This window comes from Pseudoalteromonas sp. SCSIO 43088 (assembly GCF_023650795.1).
Taxonomy (GTDB): domain Bacteria; phylum Pseudomonadota; class Gammaproteobacteria; order Enterobacterales; family Alteromonadaceae; genus Pseudoalteromonas; species Pseudoalteromonas shioyasakiensis.
Window position 1 is genome coordinate 3,732,477 of record NZ_CP072675.1, and the last position, 23,140, is coordinate 3,755,616.

General features: G+C 41.3%; 16 protein-coding genes and 1 riboswitch. Of the genes, 7 read left to right on the forward strand and 9 right to left on the reverse strand.

Going from position 1 to position 23,140, the window contains the following annotated elements:
- Positions 1-275: 275 nt before the first annotated feature.
- The 3 genes from J8Z28_RS17185 to J8Z28_RS17195 all read right to left on the reverse strand — a co-directional run bounded on the left by J8Z28_RS17185 (position 276) and on the right by J8Z28_RS17195 (position 5,490).
- Positions 276-845 (reverse strand): hypothetical protein, encoded by a 570-nt coding sequence (locus J8Z28_RS17185; protein ID WP_062566323.1) that lies wholly within the window; start codon positions 843-845, stop codon positions 276-278.
- A 107-nt stretch (positions 846-952) separates the two neighbouring features.
- Positions 953-1,036: riboswitch (cyclic di-GMP riboswitch) on the reverse strand.
- Between the two features lie 134 nt (positions 1,037-1,170).
- Positions 1,171-4,308, reverse strand: a complete 3,138-nt coding sequence (locus J8Z28_RS17190; RefSeq protein ID WP_062566324.1) for an efflux RND transporter permease subunit — start codon at positions 4,306-4,308, stop codon at positions 1,171-1,173.
- 9 nt (positions 4,309-4,317) lie between these two features.
- Entirely contained in the window at positions 4,318-5,490 is a 1,173-nt protein-coding gene (locus J8Z28_RS17195; protein ID WP_054562957.1) for an efflux RND transporter periplasmic adaptor subunit, read from the reverse strand.
- A gap of 265 nt (positions 5,491-5,755) precedes the next feature.
- Here J8Z28_RS17195 and J8Z28_RS17200 point away from each other — a divergent pair, with 265 nt between their 5' ends.
- Complete coding sequence (locus J8Z28_RS17200) at positions 5,756-8,266, forward strand: zinc-dependent metalloprotease (protein WP_062566325.1); 2,511 nt, start codon at positions 5,756-5,758, stop codon at positions 8,264-8,266.
- 44 nt (positions 8,267-8,310) lie between these two features.
- Here J8Z28_RS17200 and J8Z28_RS17205 read toward each other — a convergent pair whose 3' ends face one another.
- A complete protein-coding gene (locus J8Z28_RS17205) occupies positions 8,311-8,925 on the reverse strand; it encodes a PQ-loop domain-containing transporter (protein WP_062566326.1) in 615 nt (204 codons plus the stop codon).
- A gap of 271 nt (positions 8,926-9,196) precedes the next feature.
- Between J8Z28_RS17205 and J8Z28_RS17210 the strand changes: the two genes are divergently transcribed.
- Entirely contained in the window at positions 9,197-10,336 is a 1,140-nt protein-coding gene (locus tag J8Z28_RS17210) for a tetratricopeptide repeat protein (protein WP_062566327.1), read from the forward strand.
- A 1-nt stretch (position 10,337) separates the two neighbouring features.
- On the opposite strand, the gene J8Z28_RS17215 is transcribed toward J8Z28_RS17210, so the two are convergent.
- From J8Z28_RS17215 to J8Z28_RS17235, 5 genes are all read right to left on the reverse strand, one after another.
- The gene (locus J8Z28_RS17215) at positions 10,338-13,160 is read right to left on the reverse strand and encodes a TolB family protein (protein ID WP_062566328.1); all 2,823 of its coding nucleotides are present in this window, start codon (positions 13,158-13,160) and stop codon (positions 10,338-10,340) included.
- An 85-nt stretch (positions 13,161-13,245) separates the two neighbouring features.
- The gene (locus tag J8Z28_RS17220) at positions 13,246-13,488 is read right to left on the reverse strand and encodes a hypothetical protein (RefSeq protein ID WP_054562962.1); all 243 of its coding nucleotides are present in this window, start codon (positions 13,486-13,488) and stop codon (positions 13,246-13,248) included.
- A gap of 79 nt (positions 13,489-13,567) precedes the next feature.
- Complete coding sequence (locus J8Z28_RS17225) at positions 13,568-15,100, reverse strand: PH domain-containing protein (RefSeq protein WP_082710962.1); 1,533 nt, start codon at positions 15,098-15,100, stop codon at positions 13,568-13,570.
- Positions 15,093-15,626, reverse strand: a complete 534-nt coding sequence (locus J8Z28_RS17230) for a PH domain-containing protein (protein WP_062566330.1) — start codon at positions 15,624-15,626, stop codon at positions 15,093-15,095. Before J8Z28_RS17230 ends, J8Z28_RS17225 begins: the two co-directional genes overlap by 8 nt.
- A 61-nt stretch (positions 15,627-15,687) precedes the next feature.
- On the reverse strand, positions 15,688-16,539 hold the full coding sequence (locus J8Z28_RS17235) for a D-hexose-6-phosphate mutarotase (protein ID WP_062566331.1): 852 nt from the start codon (positions 16,537-16,539) through the stop codon (positions 15,688-15,690).
- A 329-nt stretch (positions 16,540-16,868) separates the two neighbouring features.
- On the opposite strand from J8Z28_RS17235, the gene J8Z28_RS17240 reads away from it, so the two are divergent.
- The 5 genes from J8Z28_RS17240 to J8Z28_RS17260 all read left to right on the forward strand — a co-directional run bounded on the left by J8Z28_RS17240 (position 16,869) and on the right by J8Z28_RS17260 (position 23,072).
- Positions 16,869-17,354, forward strand: a complete 486-nt coding sequence (locus J8Z28_RS17240) for a MarR family winged helix-turn-helix transcriptional regulator (protein WP_054562966.1) — start codon at positions 16,869-16,871, stop codon at positions 17,352-17,354.
- A gap of 105 nt (positions 17,355-17,459) precedes the next feature.
- Positions 17,460-18,779 (forward strand): porin, encoded by a 1,320-nt coding sequence (locus tag J8Z28_RS17245; RefSeq protein ID WP_062566332.1) that lies wholly within the window; start codon positions 17,460-17,462, stop codon positions 18,777-18,779.
- Positions 18,780-18,934: 155 nt separating this feature from the next.
- A complete protein-coding gene (locus J8Z28_RS17250; protein WP_062566333.1) occupies positions 18,935-19,405 on the forward strand; it encodes an RNA polymerase sigma factor in 471 nt (156 codons plus the stop codon).
- 11 nt (positions 19,406-19,416) lie between these two features.
- Positions 19,417-20,361, forward strand: coding sequence for a FecR family protein (locus tag J8Z28_RS17255; RefSeq protein WP_062566334.1), 945 nt, complete (start codon positions 19,417-19,419; stop codon positions 20,359-20,361).
- A 77-nt stretch (positions 20,362-20,438) separates the two neighbouring features.
- Complete coding sequence (locus J8Z28_RS17260) at positions 20,439-23,072, forward strand: TonB-dependent receptor plug domain-containing protein (RefSeq protein WP_062566335.1); 2,634 nt, start codon at positions 20,439-20,441, stop codon at positions 23,070-23,072.
- Positions 23,073-23,140 lie beyond the last annotated feature (68 nt).

Consider the following 23,140-nt stretch of genomic DNA (forward strand, 5'->3'; position numbering starts at 1 on the left):
AAGAAAAACCAAAATAAAAAAACGAATTGCTGGCAGTTTATCACAGAATTATACCAATCTGCTTAATTAAGTAGTCTATTTTGAGGCAATGAAACCTCGTTGATAACAATGCAAAAATTTCGTTATTTAGTTGTTCTAAATGAGAAATTTTTAACGCAGTTAGCGACAGGTTTAATCCCTCAAAATGATTAAGTATTATTGCGGGTTGGTATTAAAAAAGCCCACTCAAATTGAGTGGGCTAAGCAATGCTAAAATAGCATTTAGGGGGAAACTGTTAATGCGATACTTGCTGCCAAGCCATAGCCCAGCTTTTTCCTACACCTGGCTCAAACAGCGGGTTGTGTGAATCTTTAACACGACAAAACTCGCTAAATGGCCACGGTTTGCACATATAAATATGGCCCGTTTTTGGCTGCAGTACTTTAACACCTGCACTGTAATCGCTGCATGCTTGTGGGTATATATAGTCATAATCTTGCAGACTATCTTGCACTCGCTCTTTACATTTTGCGATGCAATTAAACGCCACTTTTACATGCGTAATGCCCGAACCTTCAAGGGCATAAATTTGGTTTGAACGGTACGCAACCACTAAACCTTGTTCAGTCATTTTGCCCGCTTTTACCAGCGGAACATGCACATTTATATGCTCGGCAACAGAACGTGGCCAATTATGAGGCTCACCCTGATCGGAACTACTGATCGGGTATTCGAATGATAAATCGACTAGCTCTCCTTGCATGTCATAAAAGGTTACAATCACCCTATCTCCAACAAACAGTTGGGTATGATGATTTAAGCAACCAATCGGCAACCACTTCCCGGAGGCCATTGACGTATGCATAAACAAAATATCACCCTAAGAACAACTAATAGGCATTATCTAACAACCGAACAAAATAAATACTTTTAGTTTGAGGCAAGTGAACCAAAGCACTAGATTATGTGCTTATCAGCGGTCCCGCTATCATAGTTTAAAACCTTAGACCGGAAACTTTGCGTCCTAACCTTTCAGTTAGTTTGCCAAAAACAAGACTGAGTATAATCGTGACCGAATCACAAATCAAACAAAAGAATGTAACCAAACGTCTTATATAGCAAATAGTTACTAGCAAATGCGTTAGGTACAAAAAAGCCAACCTCTTGGTTGGCTTTTCGCGAATGGGTTATTAATCCCTTGCTAGCTTTCTTCTGGTCGCGACTCGGTGCCCTGCACGGAATACATTCAAGAAGCCATTACCCACATCACTCATTACAATATACAAACAAGGTACTAGTACTAAAGTGATTAGAGTTGCAAACATAACCGCAAAACCAAGTGCTACTGCCATTGGAATTACAAACTTAGCTTGCAAGCTGGTTTCGAACATAATCGGTAGTACACCGGCAAAGGTTGTAATTGATGTCAGGGTGATTGCTCTAAAGCGCGCACAACCTGCTTCAATAACCGCTTGGCGAGTTGAAATACCTTCGCGGCGTGCTTGGTTTACAAAGTCGGTCATAACTAACGAGTCATTAATTACAACACCCGCTGCAGCAATCAAGCCAAAGCCCGACATCAAGCTAATATCTAACCCAAACCAGAAGTGACCCCAAATTGCACCGGTTAAGCTAAATGGAATAACCGACATAACAATAAGAGGCTGCGAATAGCTCTTAAGCGGCACTGCAAGCAAGATATAAACTAAGATCATACCGCCAATAAAGAACATGATTTGCTCGTTAGCTTGCGCTTGTTGTTCTTCAATAGAACCACCTAGCTCAGTTTTAACTGATGGGTATTCCTCTTTTAACTGCGGTAATAAGTTCTCATCAACTTGCTTAACCACTTCACCCGGTTCAATCGCTTCTTCATCGATACTGCCGTAGATATAAACAGTACGATAGCCACCTTCACGGCGAATATAGCTAATACCTGGTTTTTCGTTCAGTTCAACAACATCACCCAGCATCACCTCTTGGCCTGCAGGCGTTGTGATAACAGCGTGCTTTAATGATGCAAACGCTTCACGTGTTAGTTTCGGGTAACGAACCATAACTCGCACTTCTTCACCGCGACGAATAACACGCTGAGCTTCACCACCGTAGAAGCTTGCGCCTACTTGGTTAGCAATGTTGGCAAGGTCTAAACCTAGATCATATGCCACAGGTTTTAAGCTTAATTGCACTTCTTTGCTCGCCGGATCGATGGTCGAACTAATATCAAACAAGCCTTTTTGCTGTTGTAATAGTTGGATGAAACGACGACCTGCATCATTTAAGGTATCGATATCTGGGCCGTAAAGTAAGTAACCAAACTCACCATCCATACCACCGCCATTTACATCATCGTAAATTTGCAGCGATTTCACACCTGGGATACTTGGCATTTGCTCACGCCAACGACGAGATAATTCGAATGCGTTATACGGGCGAAGCTCTTCATCTACCAGCGGAGCAAGTAATTGTGCTTCAGTACGACCTTGGTTGAACACTAAGATATCGCGAATTAGCTTTTGACCAAATTCACGTTCGGTCTCTTGGTCTACCTTGTTAACCATGGCTTCAATTTCACGAATAGCATTAATCGTTTGCATATCCGAGGCATTTTCATTCATTTCTAAACGAATTTGCGGGAAGTCATGAGGTACTTTTGGTGTTGGTACCACACGCACTTGGTTTGAAGAAATTAAGCCAAACGTCAAAATCAATAAACCGATAAACGCAAATAGCACAAACCAACGCCACTCCACACACAGCTCAATAAAACGCTTATAAGGGCCATTTACAAAGTTAAAGAAACGTTTGTTAAAACGCGCTCGCCAGCTATTTGGGTTAATTGGCGGGAACTTAGTGTGGGCAATGTGTGCCGGTAAAATAAGTTTCGATTCAATCAAACTAAATATCAGACACAGAATTACCACCACGGCGATACCGAAGAAAAATGCGCTTTCTGGACCACTTGATAGTGTAAATGGTGCAAAGACAGCAATCGTTGTTAAAACACCAAATGTTGCTGGGGTAGCAACGCGTTTTGCGCCATTTACCACATTTACAACACCACCGCCTTTTTTCTCAATTTCGGTGTAGGCACTTTCCCCTATGACTATGGCATCATCGACCACGATCCCCAGCACCATAATAAAGGCAAATAACGACACGATATTAATACTGATACCAAATAATGGCATCATCATCATTGCACCTAAGAAACACACAGGTAAACCAATCATTACCCAAAGTGCCAACTTAAAGCGCAAGAAGATAGACAACATAATGGCAACCAAGATAGCCCCTTGGAATAAATTGCTTTTCATCATGTCTAAACGGGCATTTAGGTAGTAAGTCATGTCCATTAATGGCTCAAGACGCAAGCCCGCCGGTAGCTCTTTATTCTTTTGCTCAATAAACGCTTTAACTGAATCAGCAACCGGGATCATGTTTTGTTCTTTGGTTGCTTTTACTGATAAATAAACGGCATTTTCACCATTAAATTTAAAGTAGCGCTCACCTTCTGTGAATTGGTCTTTAATCACAGCGATGTCGTTTAGCAGTACTTTCGCGCCATTGGAACCAATTTTTACTGGGATCTGGCGGAACTCATCACCGCTGTAGTATTGATTTTCAACACGTACCGAGATAATACCTGCGTCAGTACGTAGTTGACCTGCCGAGATATTCGCAGAGTAACGACGTACTGCACTGGCCACCTCACTTAAAGTAAGGTTGTATTGACGTAGTGAATCTGGGTCAATTTCAATTGCAATTTCATCAAGTGGTACATCGTTTTGCACCAGTGACACATTGGATAATTGCAGTAATTCATCTTCAATTTTATTTGCAACTGGCTTTAACTCAGTAAGTGGAATATCACCTACCAGCGTCATACCGATTACATCTTGGCGAAATTCAACCTGACTAATCGTCACAGGCTCCATTCCCGCAGGGAAAGTCGCAATACTGTCTACTCTTAGCTTCACTTTATCGAGTACATCAGTAAGTTCTGCATCAGTGTTGATCTCTAAACTTGCACGGCCACTATTTCGAAATGAGCGATATACACCACGTTTAATCTCGGTTACATCTTTTAGTGACTCTTCAATCTTGATCAGAATACTTTCTTCAATTTCCTGTGGTGAGGCCCCCGGATAATTGGCCTGCACTTCAATATAGTTAATTTCAACATTTGGGAACATCTGGCGCTGAATAGTGAAATAACTAATGATCCCCATGATGATGATAAACACCATCATTAAGTTTGCAGCGACCGAGTTATTGGCAAAATAAGCTATAAGGCCAGACTGTTTTTCTGTGTTTGTATCAGTCATAGTGCTACCTTAAAGCTTTTCAACCGCTGCAGTTTCTGCATCGCTTGTCATTTCTTTCATACCTGCAACCTTCACTTCCATACCCTCTTGTGGGTACTCAGGTAGCGTAAGAACCAACTGGTCATTCACTTCAAGGCCATCACTAATGTAGAAATACTCACCTTCTTCGCGTACTACCGTTACTTTGCGTGGTTCAAGTTTATTCTCGTCGTTCACAATCCACACCGTTTGGTTATTCACTAAAGACTGCGGTAAACGGTAGATATTTTGTAGTGTTGCACCGGCAAAGCTCACTTGTACGTAAGCACCAAATTTAATAGGTTGTACGTCATGCTTTAAGCCGTATGGGTCATCAACACGAACAACTAAATTGCTCATACGCGTCGCGTTATCAACAACGCCTAGGTCACGGTCAATTTCGGCTTCACGAGTAAAGCTGTTTAAGCCTTTATTGATAATGGTCGCCTTTACGCCTTTTAAGCGTTTTGGCAAAAATACACTATCGAAACCAGCAATTGGTACAATGATTTCCGCACTTTCAATATTATTAATTTCAGCAACTTGGCTGCCTACATTAATGTATTGGCCGACACCAATTTCACGGCTGATCACCAGCGCATCGTAAGGTGCTTTTACCTCACAGCGAGCAAGGTCACGTTCGGCACGTTTTAATGCAGCTTGCGCTGATTTAACAGCAGCTTGCGCGCTTAAAACTTGAGGTTTACGTAGGAATAAGTCTGTGCGCTCACGTTCTGGGTAACGTCTTGCTTCATCCTCTGCCACTTTAGCTTGTGCTTGCTCTTCGATCAGTGCCGCTTGAGCACTAGCAAGTGACGCTTCAGCTTGTAGTACAGCTGCTTCGTAGTTATCTTTTTCGATGGTAAATAACACTTCACCACGCGCTACGATGCCACCAGCAACAAAATTTGGATGCCAGCTTGTAACTTCACCAGCCACTTGCGAGGCAAGTAAGGTACTTTCAAGCGGTTTCACTTCGCCGTAACTATTAATAATCACTTGATGATCATCACTTGCTACTGGCTCAACCTGTACTAAAGGACGCACATCAACTACATCCTTGTCTTTAGGCTCTTGAGCAATCGCGTTGATTGCTTTAAAACCAGCAACACCAACGATTAATGCAACAAACGGTAATATCCATTTTAATAAACTTGTGCGCATAACTTACACCTATAAAATTTTCACTGGCCCTATCATACCAAAGCTGACAGAAACATTAATGTGACATTTGTAAGGAACTGTTACAAAAACAGATAAATTGGCAACACAAAAATCAAAACTTATCTAAGAACAATTTGTTACAAACAAAAGTCACCTAATATCAAAAGCTTACAAAACCACCTTCACACTTGTTAACAAACAGCCTTTTATCAAGGGGTTAATTCATTAAACTTGATTGAGAAATAATGAAAGGAACGAGTTAACAATGAAAATAACAAACATTGCGCTGGCACTAAGCTTAGCGTTTGCCATGAATGGCCACGCCGCCGAAACAAAAAAAGAAGAAAAGAAGCCAAAAACACTGGCTGAAATGATCAAAGATAAAAGCGAGTTTGCCGGTGTTTTCAGCATTTACCAAGATGCGAAAACCGGCGATAACTTAATGGTGATCGACCAATCTCAACTTGATACACCATTTGTGTACTTTGCTCACACCGTTGATGGTGTTACTGACGCAGGCCACTTCAGAGGGGCATACCGCGAGACAAAACTAATTGAGTTTCGTAAATATTTTGACCGCATTGATATTATTAGCAAAACACCACGCTATAAATTTGATGAAAACTCAGCCTTAGCACGCTCTGCCGATGCCAACATCAGCGAAGCTGTGCTTGCGAGTATTAAAATCGAAAAAGAAGAAGACGGTAAAATTGCTTTTAAAGTTGATAAGCTCTTTTTAAGTGAAGCACTGCATAAAGTGTCACCTTGGGCAAACCCAAAAGATAAAAATGCCAGCAAACGCTTTAAACTTGGTAAGTTAAACGACAAAAAGTCGCGTATTGTTAAACAGCGCCCTTATCCAAATAACCTAGATGTTGTAGTGGATTACGTATTTTCTAATGCTAACCCAACAGTACGAGGTTCAAAAGCTGTAAGCGATCCTCGTAACGTTTCAATTAAAGTACAGCATTCATTTGTCGCGCTACCGAAAAATGATTATCAAGCTCGCCAAGATGACGCGCGTATTGGTTATTTCACTAACGAATTCGACAATATGACATCAGCGGATTGGGCACCTTATGAAGATGTCATCAAGCGCTGGGACTTACAAAAGAAAGACCCGTCAGCGGCACTGTCTGAGCCAGTTAAACCGATTACTTGGTGGATTGAAAATACCACACCATTTGAGTGGCGTGACACTATTCGTGATGCCGTACTAGCATGGAATAGCTCATTTGAAAAAGCGGGCTTTAAAAATGCCATCGAAGTAAAAGTACAACCTGATGACGCCGATTGGGATGCGGGCGATATTAACTACAATGTATTGCGTTGGACTGCATCACCGCGCCCTCCATTTGGCGGTTATGGTCCTGCCCTTGCGAACCCATTAACCGGTGAAATCTTAGGCTCTGACATCATGTTAGAGTATGTTTTCATGAAAAACCGTTGGATGTACGACACCTTATACACTCAAGGTGCAGCCACGCTTGAAACTAGCCAAAACAGCACAGACTTACATTGCTCACTGGGCCACAGCATTCAAGAAAACATGCTACTTGCTAAAGGCTTAGGCACAGGTGCGAGCATTGAAGACAAAGAGATTTTACGCCAAGGCTTAACTCAGCTAGTTTTACACGAAGTGGGCCATACCCTTGGTCTTAACCACAATATGAAATCATCTATTTTGTGGGATGAAAAAGAAGTTCACGATAAGAGTAAAACGCAAGGTATCGTAACGGGTTCAGTTATGGACTATGCACCAGCAAACATTGCCCCTATTGGCATGCAACAAGGTGATATTTTCCAAACAAAACCTGGCCCTTACGATGATTGGGCAATTGAATACGGCTACAGCCAAGCATTAGCTGATAAAGCCGCTGAGCAACAACGCCTTGAAAAAATTCTCGCTCGCTCATCTGAGCATGCTTTAGCGTTTGGTAATGATGCTGATGACATGCGTGCCCCAGGCCGCCATATCGACCCACGTGTAATGATTGGTGATATGTCATCTAACCCTGCCGCATATGCTGATGATCGTATGGAACTTATCAATAAGCTGTTTACTGAACTTAAAGACAATGCCACGGTTAATGGTGAGTCATACCAGCAGCTGGTTACCTCAGCGAACATTTTATTTAGAAGCTACAGAACACAAGCAGGCGTGGTATCTCGTCAAATTGGTGGTGTTTATGTAGAACGTAATGTGGTGGGCGATGACAAAAATGGTGCACCATTTACGCCAGTGCCACTTGAGCGCCAGCAACATGCAATGCAAGTGTTAGCCGACAAAGTATTTTCGCCAAATGTGCTTGCTAGTATGCAGCCACTGTATAACTACCTGCTACAGCAACGTCGTGGCTTTAATCATTATGGTAAGAACGAAGACCCTAAACCACATGGCATGATTTTAGGCATGCAAAAGCTGGTACTTGCTCAGTTGTTACACCCAGCGGTCATGCTGCGTATTTCAGACAGTGCAATGTATGGCAACGAGTATTCACTTAACCAATTTATGAATGACTTAACAGCAAGCATTTTTGTAGACAGCAAAAAAGCAAATACCCTAAGTCACAATCTACAAGTTGAATATGTGAATCAGCTAATCGCGATTGCTGGTTTAGGCAAAGCGAGCAAGCACGATAACCTAGCCAAAGCTGCCGCGCTTTATCAGTTAAATCAAATTGCTGATTTGAGCGTGCCATGGGGTGCAGACACCGCAGCTAAAGCACATAAGCAATATATCGATCGCTTAATTAGTAAAGCGCTTGAAGCATAGGCTTAGCAACACAAAAAAGGCTGCCACTTGGCAGCCTTTTGTTTTTAAGCCATTGCAGGGCGCGATTTATAATACTGAATACATCCTAGTTGTGCGGCATTAGTCAGTAGAATCATTACAAAGGTCAGTATGTGAGACACACTCGGTGTCGCCATAGCAAGTTCGGCAGCGAGGCCGCAGCTTCCAGCAACAAACTGTAAACTAAAGTAGCGCGCACTTAAATTACTAATATCACCACTTTTAATGGTTTTATAAGTCTGCGGCATAACACGAATAGAGCTCATGACTAAACCTACATAAGTTAGCCAGTTAAGCACCGTTGCTGTTTCATAATGAGGGTTAAGCAACAAACCAAAAGGCACGACCGACATGGCTAATAACCCAGCTAGCTGCATGCGTTGCTTTCGCGCAGCGTTGTAACGAACAAAGTAGTAAAGAATCACACCACTTAGCATGCCGGTAACAACAAACGGCAAAACCATGTAAAAACGCTGAAAAAACAGGTTAAAGGTGATGAAATATAAACTTTGCGCAACACCAAAGCTCATCATTAACAGCGAAACGCCCGACACACTGCGATTTTTACGGATCTTATTTAAAAGCGGATAAAAGCTAAACGCTAAAATAAAGCATGAAATAATCGGCAAAAAGTGCGCCAAAACAGACCTCTCTCGTTACAATTTAGTTAATAAGTTAGCAGTTTATAAATCACCCATAAAATTACAGTAAACACCTGTTTTTAAAGCGATTTAAAAGAGCGCGGCATTGTAATGAGAGCGTTTTAGAATGCAATAAAGAATAAAAAATAAACAACAGTCTATTGGCAAGATATCCGTACAAGCTGTTTACAGCTGATGACACTAACGACTAACTTGAATAATTAATGTGATCTGGGTACATTGATTAAATAGTGCTCAGGAGGGTTAAGCCATGAAGTCAATTTTATATGCGCTTGTTTTAAGTACTTTTTTAGTTGGATGCAAGAGTACAAAACAACAACCAACGCCACCACCGAGTGTGGCCAGCTTACTCAATGCAGCACACTTTAAACACGTTGAACTTAGCGACCCAGAGCTCTTTACGCTCCCTGCAGATGAGAAGAAACGTTTTCTTGATTATTTTACCAAGCGTCAGGGTAGTGATTTAAGAGATGACCAAATCCTATATCGCTATTTAGAGAATAAGCTCACCAATTTTAATTACTTTAGCGCCACACTTAATGCCCAGCAGACTCTTCAAGGTCATCAAGGTAACTGTATTAGCTTAGCAATTTTAACCCATGCTTATGCTCAACTAGCAGGACTTCAAACAAGCTTTCAAGCGGTCTCCAGTGAGCCTGTTTATAGCAAACAAAATAACATCGTGTATGTATCGGGCCATTTTCGCACCAAAGTCTACGCCCCTTTAAATGATGACGATAATTACTTGGTGCCGCCAGGCACAGTAATCGATTACTTTCCTGCTCGTGGTAGTTTTTACTCTGGCCGCGCTGAATTAAAAGACTTAATTAGCCGTTATTACAGTAATTTAGCTGCAAAAGCACTGGCCTTGAAACAATTCGACTTAAGCTATAGTTATATATTAAAAGCCAATGAATACACCCCAAATGCAGCAGCACTTTATAATCTAGCTGCCGTTTTACATCGCCAAGCGGGTGATTTAGCTGGAGCAAAACATATTTATCAAACAGCAATGCAGCATGGCTTTAGCGATACAAATTTACTACATAATTACGCAGTGCTGGCCGAGCAACTGAATGATCAGGTTTTGGCAGAGCAGCTCAATTCTCAGTTGGCGATGCTAGAGCAGGATCCATTCGAGTTACTGGCAACGGCAATTAACGCCCGTAACAATGGCAAGCTTCTCAAGGCAAAGCAACAACTCGAAGATGCTATTGCATTAGCCCCTTATTTATCTGAACCCTATATAGAATTAGCGATTATTAGTTTTCAACAAGGTAATGAACAAAGCAGTAAGGAATGGCTAGAAAAAGCCATTGAGATAGAAAATAAAGACGAAAAACTGGCGCTATATCACGCCAAGCTTTTCGCCTTAAAAGACCAACACTAGGCTATAACGAGTAATAGAAGCTTAGCCAAGCCCGTAAATCATTTTCAAAGTCGTCGCCTTCTACCCGGGCGACGCCAAAATCAAGGTTTACATCGTTCAAACCTGCGGGCCCCATACCAAAGCTAAAGTCTCCCCGCCATTTTAGCCCGTAACTTTGTGCATAAACTCGGTTATCGACCTGATGCTGTTGGTAATAAAGCCAAGGTAATGAATCTTTGTAACTAATGCCCCCGCCATAACCTTTATAGCGGTTACCTGATTGACTAATAAACGGCAACTCAGGGGCAACAACAAAGCCGCTTTGCGTGTCATTATTAATTAAGTTTGACTCATAACCGCCAAGTGCAAGAATACTGTCATCGCGATATTGCTGTGCAAAATTAACATAAACAGGAATATCAAAAGCATAACCGCTCAATACGGTGGCAAAGTTATAGCCCTGCCAATTATTCGAGTTAGCATCACCGGATAACCACTGAGCACTCACAGACTGAGCAAAACCGTATCGCTGTCTATCATGTTGCCATTTTTGTTTAAGTCCAAGGGTTAACCATTGATCATCCCCCTTACTAAAATCACTGTAGTTATAGCTCAAACTCGGTGTAATACTAAGCTGCTGAAACTGCAACGGGTAGCTCATGGCTAAATGCGCCCCAGTGTTACTTATCTTAACCGGTATTTGTGAATGGTACTGTTTTGCTGATTCAAGGTCGTAATCAAATAACATCGCTTTAAATTTTAAATCAAACGCTGAGTACCTAGCGGCCGCGAACACCCCTTCCAATGCTTTGTCATGTAAATCAACACTGTAGCCTGCTTGTAAATCGAGCTGCTTTAAAAAGTCGTTACTTTTGACCCCAAGGGTAAGCAGCGAAGATGATGCCGAGTAATACTGAGATGCCAATGAAAAGGTGGGTTTTTGCTGCCAAATATCATAATCGGCTGGCTCAGTTGGGCTTTGCGGGTAGATTTTAGCCTCAGGTAATACTTCGCTCGTTACTTGCCCTCGTGGTGGCGCTGCACTTTTAGCAAATTCAACAACCTCTACCCCTTGTGGTTGCTCAGCAAAATGCTTGATATTCGGCCCTTCAGCAGTGATCGATAAATACAAAAGTTCACCGTTATTCATTGCCATTGGGTGTGCAATAGCTTCTTGGCCTTGCGTTAATTGTCGTAGTGAATTGCTTTGTAGATCATAATGATATAAATCGAGAGCTTTATTTTTACCAGCGACAAAATAAAGCCCTGTGCCATCGGCTTGCCAATTAGGTTGTGACACATACTGATAACCATCAGGCATAGGCACTGCTATTGATTGCTGAGAGTTTACATCTTGTATATACAACTGCCAATTAGCATTCAATTTCGCTTTTAAATAGGCAAGTTGTGTTTTATTAGGGCTTAGTAATGGATAGTCATAAACCGTTTCTAGGCTTTTCTCAAATAAAGGCGTAGCGACACCCGTATTGAGGTCAAGGCGCACTAGCTCCGAGAAACCATGCTTCGTTTGCTCAGCATAAACCGTTTGCCCGTTATCACTGATACTAAAGCGGCGCAGCCCTGCATGATGGCTTAATGCAGTTACTTTACCTGTATCAATATCATAGCGATATAGATCAGAAATACCTTGAATTGAGCCTTTAGCAACGGTTGTTGTGGCGGTGAAAAACAATGTATTTTCGTCTAACCACTGCGGGTTTTTTATACCCTGCCTATTAATTTGGTGAAGCACATGTTTTTGCTTTCGTTTAAAAACACTGGGGGCTTTATCTGCAATATCAGCAGGGTCATCATCGAGTAACGCTTGTTGCTGCTTCGCAAAATCATCAGCAGCCTGTTGATTGTCATCAGTGCTATAAATGACTAAACGGGTTTCGTCATCTTTGTTGCGCTCGACAATGGCAAGCTTACTGTTATTTAAACTTAAAACAGGGTTCGAAGCGTATAGATCAAGCTCCAACCAAAGCTTACTTGTAAGTGCTTGCTCACTTACCTCTTTAGCCATTGCTTTATAAGTATATTCTGCAATAAAACGGCGGTAGAGGCGTTCAGGTGAATCGCCAAATACTCCGCTAAAGGCCTCATTAAAATCACGCGCTTTAACCGCTTGCATGCGCGTCCAAACTGCATCAAGAGTTTGCGCTGAATAGTTCTCTTCAAGCCAAGCAAGAAAACGAGAACCCATTAAATACGCCATTGAGCCAGCTAAATAACCCCCTTCGGTACTACTTAATTGGCTATATCGTGGCAGTGCGCCTTGCTGTGCAAATTCAACCAGTATTGCCTCTGAAAGGTTATCGTATAAACGACCCCGCCCTGTCATTTTCGACTCAAGCAGCGTTGCATAACCTTCAGCAGCCCAGCGCGGCATTTCGCCTTCAACTAAGTCGTAAATATCCCAACTATTACGAATAGCTTGGCGCACGTCACTTCGAGTAGGCTGAGCAAGGTGCACCAAATGAATATATTCGTGCAAAATTAATAACTGCTGCCAACCATCGGTGTTAGAAATCACCGTGTCGGATTGTGGAGGCGTAGTAAACAAAGCCATTAAAGGCTTGTTAGTCACCGGCAAAGCAAAGCCATTGGAGGCGTTAAATGGGTCAAAAGCCAGAACATCGACCACTTCATCAAGAGCACGATTTTGCTGTTTTAGTACCTTATCGCGAACAATTTCAAGCTCTGTTGCCGCTGAACGGGCCCATTGCTGATTCTCAGTACTAAAATGCACATTAAAGTGCTCGGTATGAATAGTTTGCCAAGTCTCTTGGCTTGAAGCGTGGCTAGCAGCAAGTAGTGCCACAGTTAACAGAGCTTTTTTCATCACAATCCTTGATTAGCAAGTTGCTTAATTTAAGGGCTAGTATGCGATGCTTTTTTAAAAGGCTGAAGTTAAAAAGTGTAAGAAATTACTCGATTTTTAGCGGGCGAACCAAGCCTAGTAATTGATAAATAATAAAAATAGTCACGGCAAACATCAGGCTACTTCTTAATGCACCGAGCCCTGCGATGACTAAAGCTGCGGTTACGAGTAAAGCAATTGCTGTAACGGCAACACTCACACATAAGCCCTTACACTCCTGCTGCGAACGTGCATAACAAAGTAAGGCTACAACACCTGAAATAGCTAAAATAGGTAGTAAATAAATCATTGCGCACCCGTGATTATTGACGTTGCGCTAGTATACCTCGATATTAAAACGAGTCAATGATATTGAGAACTATTTTCATTTAAAGCCAATTCCGCTCAACGCCTTCTATTTCATATAGGCCGAAATCAGCAAACTGCTCAGCCAGCTCCGCTTTTAAGTAAGGCATTGATACAGAACCAGAAGCCAGTTGTATATACAAGCTTTTAAGCTGTGATCGGCGCATTAAATAAGTGCTTATTGTGGTGACGCTTTGCGCTTTATAGATTTCAAAAACACGATACTGCACACCCAGCATACCGGTTTTAAATACGGCAAAAAAACGACCGTCATGTTGATACATAGCCAAACCCGTTTTTTGATAATTCAAAAACACACCGATCATCAAAACTAAGCCTACGACACTGCTCCACAGCATCGTAACAGCATCAAATAAGGCGTTGAAAATTAAAGCAGAAAATACCGTTGGCAGGATCACATAGAAAAACGTATTTTTATAAAGTAAAGCTCGCTCAGGCTTAATAAAGTTAAGCTCTGTTAAATCAACAAACCATGGAAATAACCAGCCACACACGGCTTGCACTTGCTCTTTAGTGATTACTGGCATCACTAACGTTTGTTTATTTTTATGTGCCGCAACCCCAGCTGCCATACCACCACTACTCACTTGTGGGCAAATTAAGGTATAGCGATTAAGGAGCCTAGCAATAATATTTTGTTTGATTTGCACACTTTGAATTTTCGACACGCTGATCGAGAGTTGCTGGCGCTCAAATAAACCTGCCACACGCTTAAACTTATCGTCCTGAAAATACAGCTGAAAGTTAAAAAAGCGCACTAAGGCCATGACAACAGAAAGTAATATGGCACATAAAACAATAACAACAACCATAATTAACACAGCGATTGCAGCAGCACTACCAACAAAAGCAGCTTGCTCATTCAGTATGGCCTCTAGGCGGTTTATGATGGTTTTTTCGAGGTACTCAAAAATCACATTCATAAATGGAGCAAGTGCGGCCAATGCCAATATTGCCATGTTCGACATCAAACCAAACTTAGCAATTTCAGCATTGCTGATCGTTAAGGTTTTCGGTTTATCTGTTGCTTCGCTATGCTCAACAGGTAGCTGCTCTTGCTGTTGTAACTGAGCCTTAAATTCCATAACTTGTTCACGAACTTGCTCAGCATAGCCAAGCTTTACTCCCGGGATCACAGCTTCTTGAGCACTACTACCGGCAGCATCGAAAATACAATTAACCAAATTAACCGGCTGAAAATAAAAAGGCTCGGCAATGTTTACGTTCTGTACTCGAGCAAATTTTAGGGTTAGCCGCTCTTTTTTGAATACCCCTTTATTGAGCAGTATTTCGTGACCATCCGTTATGCGGTATTTAAAATTACGATAATAAGCAAAGGCATACAGCACTAAAACTAAAGAGGCTACGGCAACAGCTATTTGCCCCCAAAACAGCTTTTGCTCAACTTGCGTAACAAATAACACCAAAATTGGCAGTAAATTAAGTAGCCCATCTTTTATGAAGCGCAGTGCAAAGTGAACAATAAAATACAGTAGCGCCCATGGCGACACGCGTTGCCATTGTTGATCACTCATCGGCAAGCTCATTTTCTTGAGTTGCTGCATTATCACCATAACTTTGCACGAACTGGCGAACATCATTGCATTGCTCGTCCGTTAACCCGCTGATATGTAAATCAGCACTCATACCACCCGCACTGTAAAGCCTGAGTGTTGCGAGTCCTAACTTTCGCTCAATTGGGCCGCGATGAATTTCGGTGTGTTGCACGCGAGAAATAGGCAATAAAGTGATTTGTTGCCAAATTAAACCTCGCTTAAAGGCAATATCATGCTCTCTTACTGCCACCCCTTTAGCGCGAACGCTGTAAAGGTTGTAAACCATCGACAGTATTACCAACAATGGCAAAACCAAAAGCCAAGGTGTAGCAATGGCTTCGCTAATGGCTGGATTAAAGTGCCGTACTGCAATGATCACGGCCATTAAAGGCACGTAAAATAACAACCAATTTAGTTGTACATGCCATATCGCATTATCTGCAAGTGGTTGGAATTGAATCGTTTGATGCTTTGGAAGGGTTTCTATTTGTTGATTACTAAACACGGTAATTCCTTGTAAAGGCCAGCTGTGCCGGCCTTACGTGCTAACACTGAGTCGTTATAAATTATACCCAGCGTAGTTTTGTTGCAAGTGTATGGCTTGCTCCAGGCGCAAGTTCAACACTATCATCAAGGACATTAGCCGCTTCTAAACACAGCATGACGTGGTATTCGTCATCAGCAAAATTAGAAAGACGTTTTGATTTATCAATCCATGGGTTCCAAAGTACACAGGATGTTGAATTTTCGCGGCCTACTTCAATAATGCCATCAGGTGTAATGATACGCTGAGTGTCTTTTGCTTCGGTGTAAACCATATCTGTTTCACGCGTGAACGACACTAATTCATTTTGCTCAAATGGACCTTCAGCAAATTCAATGTATTTCGCGCCTTGCAGACCATCTACTTTTGTTTCTTCAATTGCTGGTGTTGGGAAGTACGTGTGCAGTGCTTGAGTAAACTGTACTGTTTGGTTATCTAAGTTCGTGGTTGTTAAACGCATCTCTAAGCTAGAGGTTAAAATAAACTCAGCCAATAACTTAGTTTTATAAGGCCAATACTTTTCATCAACTTGCGTCATCGGCAATGACAAACTGATATAAATAGAATCGTCTTGTTCTTTCACTTCTTCTGCGCGCCATAAACTTGTGCGAGCAACACCATGAGCTGGCCAGCCTTCATGTTGGCTTACTCCGAACCATGGCCAACAAATCGGAATACCGCCTCGCACACCTTTGCCTTCTTGGTAATCTTCTAATTCTGAGACCCATAATAGTGGCTTTTTATCGGTTGGCGTGAACTCAGTGATCTGCGCACCTTGCAGAAAAATAGTTGCGCTACAAAACTCACTAGCAATTTTAATAAATTCAAGCCCGGTTTCACTTTGCTCAATCGTAACTGATGGCGATAACTTCATAATTCGTCCCATTTAATGAAAGAAAAATCCACCTTACCCAATGCAGTGGCTTTTAGTAAATAATATTTAGTTATTTGTATAAATTGTTTTACTACAAAGTGATGGTGTCACCTCGTAGTTGCATTTTAAGTGTTAACAACAATTACTCTATCTAAATTTTAACTTTTGCTTTTTAATTTCTGCTCTAATTATTTTAAAAGCATAAAAACAACCTTTATGGCCATAAATTATAAGCAATATAGTCATTATTTATTTGAACTCAATTTATTAGATGTGTAAAATTTTTTGATTGCGGTTGCTCCACGCCGCCTTATTTAAGAGACAGAAACATGCAAAAGTATGACGAGCTACTAGTGTCGCTGCGTAAAGTGATCAGAGCCATCGACCTTCATTCAAAACAGCTCAATAAAACCTCTGGCTTAACAGGCCCACAATTACTGATTATGAACGAGGTTGCACAAACCGATGGCATAACCGCTAGTCGCATTGCACAAAATGTAAATCTAAGCCCAGCGACGGTTACTAATATCTTAGACCGCATAGAAAACCGTAACCTGATCACTCGTGTACGTAGCCAATTAGATAAACGCCGAGTTAGTTTGCATCTCACAGAAGCGGGGAAACAGCTACTAGATCAAGCACCTCAGCCTCTGCAAGAACACTTCATTGAAAAGTTCTCAGCACTCGATGAGTGGGAGCAAAGCTTACTACTTTCATCAATGCAACGTATTGCCGCAATGATGGATGCAGATCAGCTTGATGCTTCACCCCTGCTTGAAGTTGGCGCAATCACCAAGACATTAGAACCACAGTAAAAATTAAAACTGATTGATTAATATTAATTTTCTGTGTCGAGTCTTGGGTTCAGCATGAATATCAACTATGCTTGGTAGTACCCATTCCAACACTAGCGAAAATTCATGCTTAAACTATCAAAGTTAGCCCTCGCAATAGCCTTGGGCACAACTTCAAGTCTTAGTCAGGCATCTGAAATTGATGACCTTCAAAAGCAGCTGCAATTGCTGAAACAGCAAATGCAACAACTGCAAAGCAAACTTGATGCTGCCGAAGAAAAATCGCAGCAACAAGCCGAAAAACAAGCGCAGATTGATGCACAAGTAGCAAAACAGCAAAAGCAACTTGAGCAACAAACAGCAGCTGTTGAAGCTCCTAAAAAAGAATCTGGCATTAAGGTCGGGGGTGCAGTACGTACCAACTTCAGCCATACATCTTATAATGATGGTAATAAAAACCGCGGTGGTGACTTCGATTTTGACATCTTCAGGCTAAATTTTGCAGGCGATGTCGGTGATGTGCAGCTTAACGCTGAGATCCGTTTTTTCGATTACATGACTGCAGTTAAGTATGCCTATGCAGCCTATGACTTTGCCGAAGACTGGCAGGTACAGGCAGGTATTACCAAAGTGCCCTTTGGTAACTGGCCTTATAACTCACACAACTACTTCTTTGGCACCACTTACTATATTGGTCTTGAAGATGACCACGATCTGGGTGTGCTATTCAAGCGCAAAATTGCTGACAACTGGCAAATTGATCTTGGCTTTTTCAAAAATGATGAGCTAGGTGGTGTTGATGGTTACGTAAGCGACAGAAGCGACCGCTACTCATATGATGTTGTTGGTTTCCGCTCAGCTGATGAAGGTGTATATGCCGAACCAACCAATGCGATTGGTGAGTACAACACCTTCTCTGGTCGTTATGGCTATCATTTTGAGCATGACGGCGGCACCACCGAGCTAGGTGTTTCTGCGTTATCGGGTGGCTTGCATGACGGTGAAGATAAAGCCGGCGATTACTACGCTTGGGCTGTGCACTTAAACAGTACTATTGGTCCATGGAATTTCCAGCTCCAGCATGGTGAGTATAACTACGATATCGACAACGTCGACCGTATGGCCGTGGGTGCTTATGCGTTTTACGATAGTATTGCCGCAGAAGCGACCATGACTAATGCTAATATCGCTTACAGCCTGCCTGTAGAGTGGGGGCCGGTAACAAACCTGCAGTTTTATAATGACTACGGCATCATTTATGACAAGTCAGATAACAGCGAAGATACATGGATGAATGTAACCGGTGTATCTGTTGCCGCAGGTGGCTTATTCACTTACTTTGATTTTGTACAAGCGAAAAACCAACCATTTGTTGGTGGTTCAATTGCTGGCGACAGCGACGAGACTGAAACCCGCTTCAATATCAATATAGGTTATTACTTTTAGTAACCCTATTGCTCCATACACCTATTTAGCCCAGCCTTGCGCTGGGCTATTTGTCACACCTCAAACCAGTTACAAATGCAAACGAAAATTATTGCCATTTAGTTGACTGACAGCTAGTATCCTTTTCCTTTTTAAATTACCTAAAAAGGTGACTTTTGGAACGCTATTACGCTGAAGTTTTAAATTACATTTCACGCTCCGTTGGCTGTAAAGAAAAGGCGCAAAACATTGTACAAGAAGCCTACTTAAGGATACTGAATCATAAGAAAAACAATCCAAATCATGATTCAACCCAGCAGCGTGCTCTATTTTTTACTACAGCAAAAAACATTGTTATCGATCAGTATCGTAAAAAGCGAAAAGTAACCGAAGAGGTTGAACTAGATCTTATTGCTCCCGCTGACTTTGAGCCAGAATCAAAACTCGCGGCACAGCAACAACTCAAGCAACTTTACCAATGCATTGAACAGCTGCCGCAAAAAACAAAACAAGCCTTTGTACTTTATAAGTTTAAAAATCTTAGCCAACATCAAATTGCATCGCAAATGAACATTTCTGTTAGTATGGTTGAAAAGCACCTAGCAACAGCCATGATGTTATGCCGTGAAACACTGAATAGAAAATAGGAAAGTATACAATGGACCGTCAGCAAACATTATTGCAAGAGCAAGCAAATAAGTGGCTAGAACAGCAAAAGTGTGGCTTTACTACAGAACAAGAAGAGCAATTTCAGTATTGGCTTTCACTTAACCCTGATCACAAGACTATTTTCGAAGAAAGTAAACAAATAGACGGCTTGTTAGCACAGTTTTCAGAACAAGAAATTGAGAACCTATCTACATCAAAAGTCTTTCGTTTTTCACAAGCAAATGTATGGATGGCAACAGCAGCATGCTTAGCGATATTCATGATAAGCCTGATCAGTTTCACATTATTGCCCCATACTGAAAGCAGCGATTACAGTGCTCAATATAGCTCAGCAGTTGGTGAGCAGCTTAAAGTAAACCTACCAGAAGGCTCTAAGCTATATTTAGATGCACAAACAAACCTAAACATTAATTTTAATGAGCACATTCGCTCAAATACCTTAGTAAAAGGGCGAGCCTTATTTGATGTCACGACAAACCCCAAGCGACCATTTATCGTCAATACAGATACCACTAAAATAACCGTGTTAGGTACTAGGTTTACAGTTGATAAAAAACCATTAAACACACGCATTCTCGTCTCGCATGGTAGAGTCAAGGTTCAAAATAATCAGCATATCGTTGAACTAATACAAGGTCAGCAAGCTTATGTTAATGAGCAAGGTATCTCTGTTGAAAATATCAACCCAACTCTTATTGATGCATGGCAACATGGGCGACTAATTTTTGACAATACACCTCTCAATGAAGTTTTTGTAGAGTTCAACCGATACCATGACAGAGAATTTAAATTTGCCAGTAATGAATTGAGCCAACTACCTTTGTCTGGAACATTTAATGCCTCAGAATTGGATAATTTTTTAAAATTATTACCCCATGTAATTCCTGTTAAAATAAAAACAGAAAAAGATCAGATAGTTATAAAAAAACTATAATTTATAAAGTTTTTATTGAGGGATTCTCATTCTCATTCGTTTTCATTTTAGTTAGTTAATTACTTGGATGTAAATGAATGAAAACCCCTTACTCTTTAACCACTAAATTATCACCTTTGGCATTTGCACTTGGGTTAGCCCTAAGCGCTCCCCTTGCCGCTCAAGATAGAGCGGTATTTACTTTTAACATTGCTGAGCAATCATTAAGTAACTCACTTAACCAGCTAGCACAGCAAGCGAACATGAACCTTATTGCTGATGCAAAAATATTAGAAGGTATTGTCGCTCCTTCAATACATGGCCAAAAATCAGTATATGATGCTTTAGAAGTCGCTCTTAAGAATACAGCTATTCGAGCAGAAGTAATCGATAACAGTATTGTTATAAAGTCGACCAATTCAAAAAACTCAACCTCTTCTACTACCGATAAAGACAGCGCTGTCTCTAATGATTTAACAGAAAAACAAAAAGATATAGAAGTTATCGTAGTAAAAGGTACGCAATTAAAAATAACTCGAGAAGAGATGGACCGCACAAGCGGCCTTTCAAACTCTGATATTTTTTCAACTTTTTCAGGAATTGAGGCGAATAATATTCGTAACGAAGCAGGTGCATTAGACGTGGGCATCCGAGGCGTACAGGGTGAAGGCCGAGTTCCCATTTTTATTGATGGTAGCTTACAGTCTACTCACACTAACCGCGGTTATATGGGCACCTCTGATCGCACTTACATTGACTCAGACCTGATCAGTACAGTGAATGTCGAAAAAGGCCCTACGGCAAAAGCCTCACCATTTAGCGCAGGCGCTATCGGTGGCACAGTCAGTATGAGCACTTTAAATCCTGCTGATATTTTAAAGGAAGGTCAAAATTTAGGCGCATTAGTAAAACTAAAAACATACAACAACAACTCCATGCCAAAAGTAAGTGATGACCCTGTAGAGCAAGAGTATTACCAAGTAGCGCCAAGCCATAACAGTACAGACTTTGAAAACGGGTCAATGGTTCTAGCTACAGCTTATAAAAATGATGACTTCAGCGCAGTACTTGCTTTTAGTGACAAAAAGGTCGGCAACTACTTTGCTGGTAGTAATGGTTATGAAGATTTTGTTGAAGTTGTTGAGGGCTGGCTGAGTACTTTTGAAATTCACCCTCCGGTATCACCTGGCGCAGAAGTCGTTAATACGAGCTTTGAAAGTGAATCTTACTTAGCTAAATTTAGTTATGAGTTTACCGATGAACACACTCTCGAAGTCAATACCCGCCATCATCAGCAAGCCGCAGGGGAAATGCTCGCTTCTTATTGGCATAAATATGAAGAAGGTGATTACCGCCGCCTACCTGACGGCACATGGGAAGAAATTCCTGCAGGTGAAGAGGCAATGCCACAATGGCAACTTGGTACAGCACATGTAAATAGTATCAGTGCTATTTACCACTACTTACCAACGAACAACTCACTTATCGATTTGAAAGTGAACCTTTGGAACACGCATGCAAAATTAGATCAATACAATGCATTGGCAAGCAACCTAGGTTCAAACGCATTACAATATACCCACCAGTATGCAAATACTCGTTCAGGCTTTAGTGCTTATAATGTATCAAGCTTTAAAATTGCCAGCCAGATCCCTACAACCTTGACCACTGGCTACGCGTGGCAGTCTGAAGAATTAAAACCAAAAGAAGGTTATGAAGACACCTTCTATACAAAATACCCTACATCACGTGATGGTAAGCGAACCTCAAATAGTTTTTTTGCTAATGCGCAATTAGATTTTAATGACTTAGAACTTCTATTAAACATGAACCTTCATGATGCCAAAATTGAAGACCGCCAAGCTGAATTAGAGCATAACTTTGATGCTAAACTAGATTTAACCTTGCAAGCTTCATATCTTCTGATTGGCAACACATTTGTATCTGCTAAGTATAGTAAGGCATATCGAATGCCGAGTTTATACGAGGGAACCGTTTCTAATGAGGTGTTTTCTTTCTCACCCGGCTACCCAATTACTCCTGAGCGAACAAATTCATACGAATTGAATATTGAAAGCACATTTAGTGACATCATCGCAACCAATGATAACTTTACTTTCAATTTCAGCCTATTCCACACTGAAATAAAAGATATGCTTGCTACGGCGAACCTACCCAACAAGGATCCTGAAGCGTATTCTTGGCAACGCACCTATGCATTTACAAACTATGACTCATTCACCCTTCCCGGTATCGAGTTAAAACTAGATTATAAAAGTCAGTACCTCTATGCATCTGCATCAATGATCAATTACCAAGACGTAGAGATGTGTTCAAATGAATTGGCAGATATTGGCGGTGCTGAACGTTGTAATAGTGAAGGCTTTTTAGGCAGTTTAACCCCGTTGCGAATTCCTCCTGAAAAGAGTTACATCGTCAATATCGGTGCAACCTTGTTTGATGATTCATTAGATACAGGTTTTATTTATAAAAAGCATACCGATAAGCGCCATCCTGGCGGCTTCTTATCATCAACAGGTGTTGATGCACTTGAGTATATCCCATCTGGTTATCAATTAGATTTTTACCTTGATTACACGTTCAACGAAAGCCTGAGTGGCTATGCATCTGTAACTAATCTAACTGACCAATATAAAGTTTCAACGGGTTCTATTGTCGCCATGCCCGAGCCTGGAAAGACCATTACTCTTGGCCTAGAAATCAAACTTTAAGTTCTTATTTTACCTTATACATTGCAGCGATCATTTTTCACTGCAATGTGCTTTATCTATGGAGTAAA

What these genes read in the sequence shown, in the direction of transcription:
- J8Z28_RS17185 (WP_062566323.1), bottom strand. Translation starts at nt 845, where the DNA reads ATGCATACGTCAATGGCCTCCGGGAAGTGGTTGCCGATTGGTTGCTTA.
- J8Z28_RS17260 (WP_062566335.1), top strand. Translation starts at nt 20,439, where the DNA reads ATGAAAACCCCTTACTCTTTAACCACTAAATTATCACCTTTGGCATTT.
- J8Z28_RS17215 (WP_062566328.1), bottom strand. Translation starts at nt 13,160, where the DNA reads ATGAAAAAAGCTCTGTTAACTGTGGCACTACTTGCTGCTAGCCACGCT.
- J8Z28_RS17255 (WP_062566334.1), top strand. Translation starts at nt 19,417, where the DNA reads ATGGACCGTCAGCAAACATTATTGCAAGAGCAAGCAAATAAGTGGCTA.
- J8Z28_RS17220 (WP_054562962.1), bottom strand. Translation starts at nt 13,488, where the DNA reads ATGATTTATTTACTACCTATTTTAGCTATTTCAGGTGTTGTAGCCTTA.
- J8Z28_RS17210 (WP_062566327.1), top strand. Translation starts at nt 9,197, where the DNA reads ATGAAGTCAATTTTATATGCGCTTGTTTTAAGTACTTTTTTAGTTGGA.
- J8Z28_RS17245 (WP_062566332.1), top strand. Translation starts at nt 17,460, where the DNA reads ATGCTTAAACTATCAAAGTTAGCCCTCGCAATAGCCTTGGGCACAACT.
- J8Z28_RS17225 (WP_082710962.1), bottom strand. Translation starts at nt 15,100, where the DNA reads ATGAGTGATCAACAATGGCAACGCGTGTCGCCATGGGCGCTACTGTAT.
- J8Z28_RS17195 (WP_054562957.1), bottom strand. Translation starts at nt 5,490, where the DNA reads ATGCGCACAAGTTTATTAAAATGGATATTACCGTTTGTTGCATTAATC.
- J8Z28_RS17200 (WP_062566325.1), top strand. Translation starts at nt 5,756, where the DNA reads ATGAAAATAACAAACATTGCGCTGGCACTAAGCTTAGCGTTTGCCATG.
- J8Z28_RS17240 (WP_054562966.1), top strand. Translation starts at nt 16,869, where the DNA reads ATGCAAAAGTATGACGAGCTACTAGTGTCGCTGCGTAAAGTGATCAGA.
- J8Z28_RS17190 (WP_062566324.1), bottom strand. Translation starts at nt 4,308, where the DNA reads ATGACTGATACAAACACAGAAAAACAGTCTGGCCTTATAGCTTATTTT.
- J8Z28_RS17235 (WP_062566331.1), bottom strand. Translation starts at nt 16,539, where the DNA reads ATGAAGTTATCGCCATCAGTTACGATTGAGCAAAGTGAAACCGGGCTT.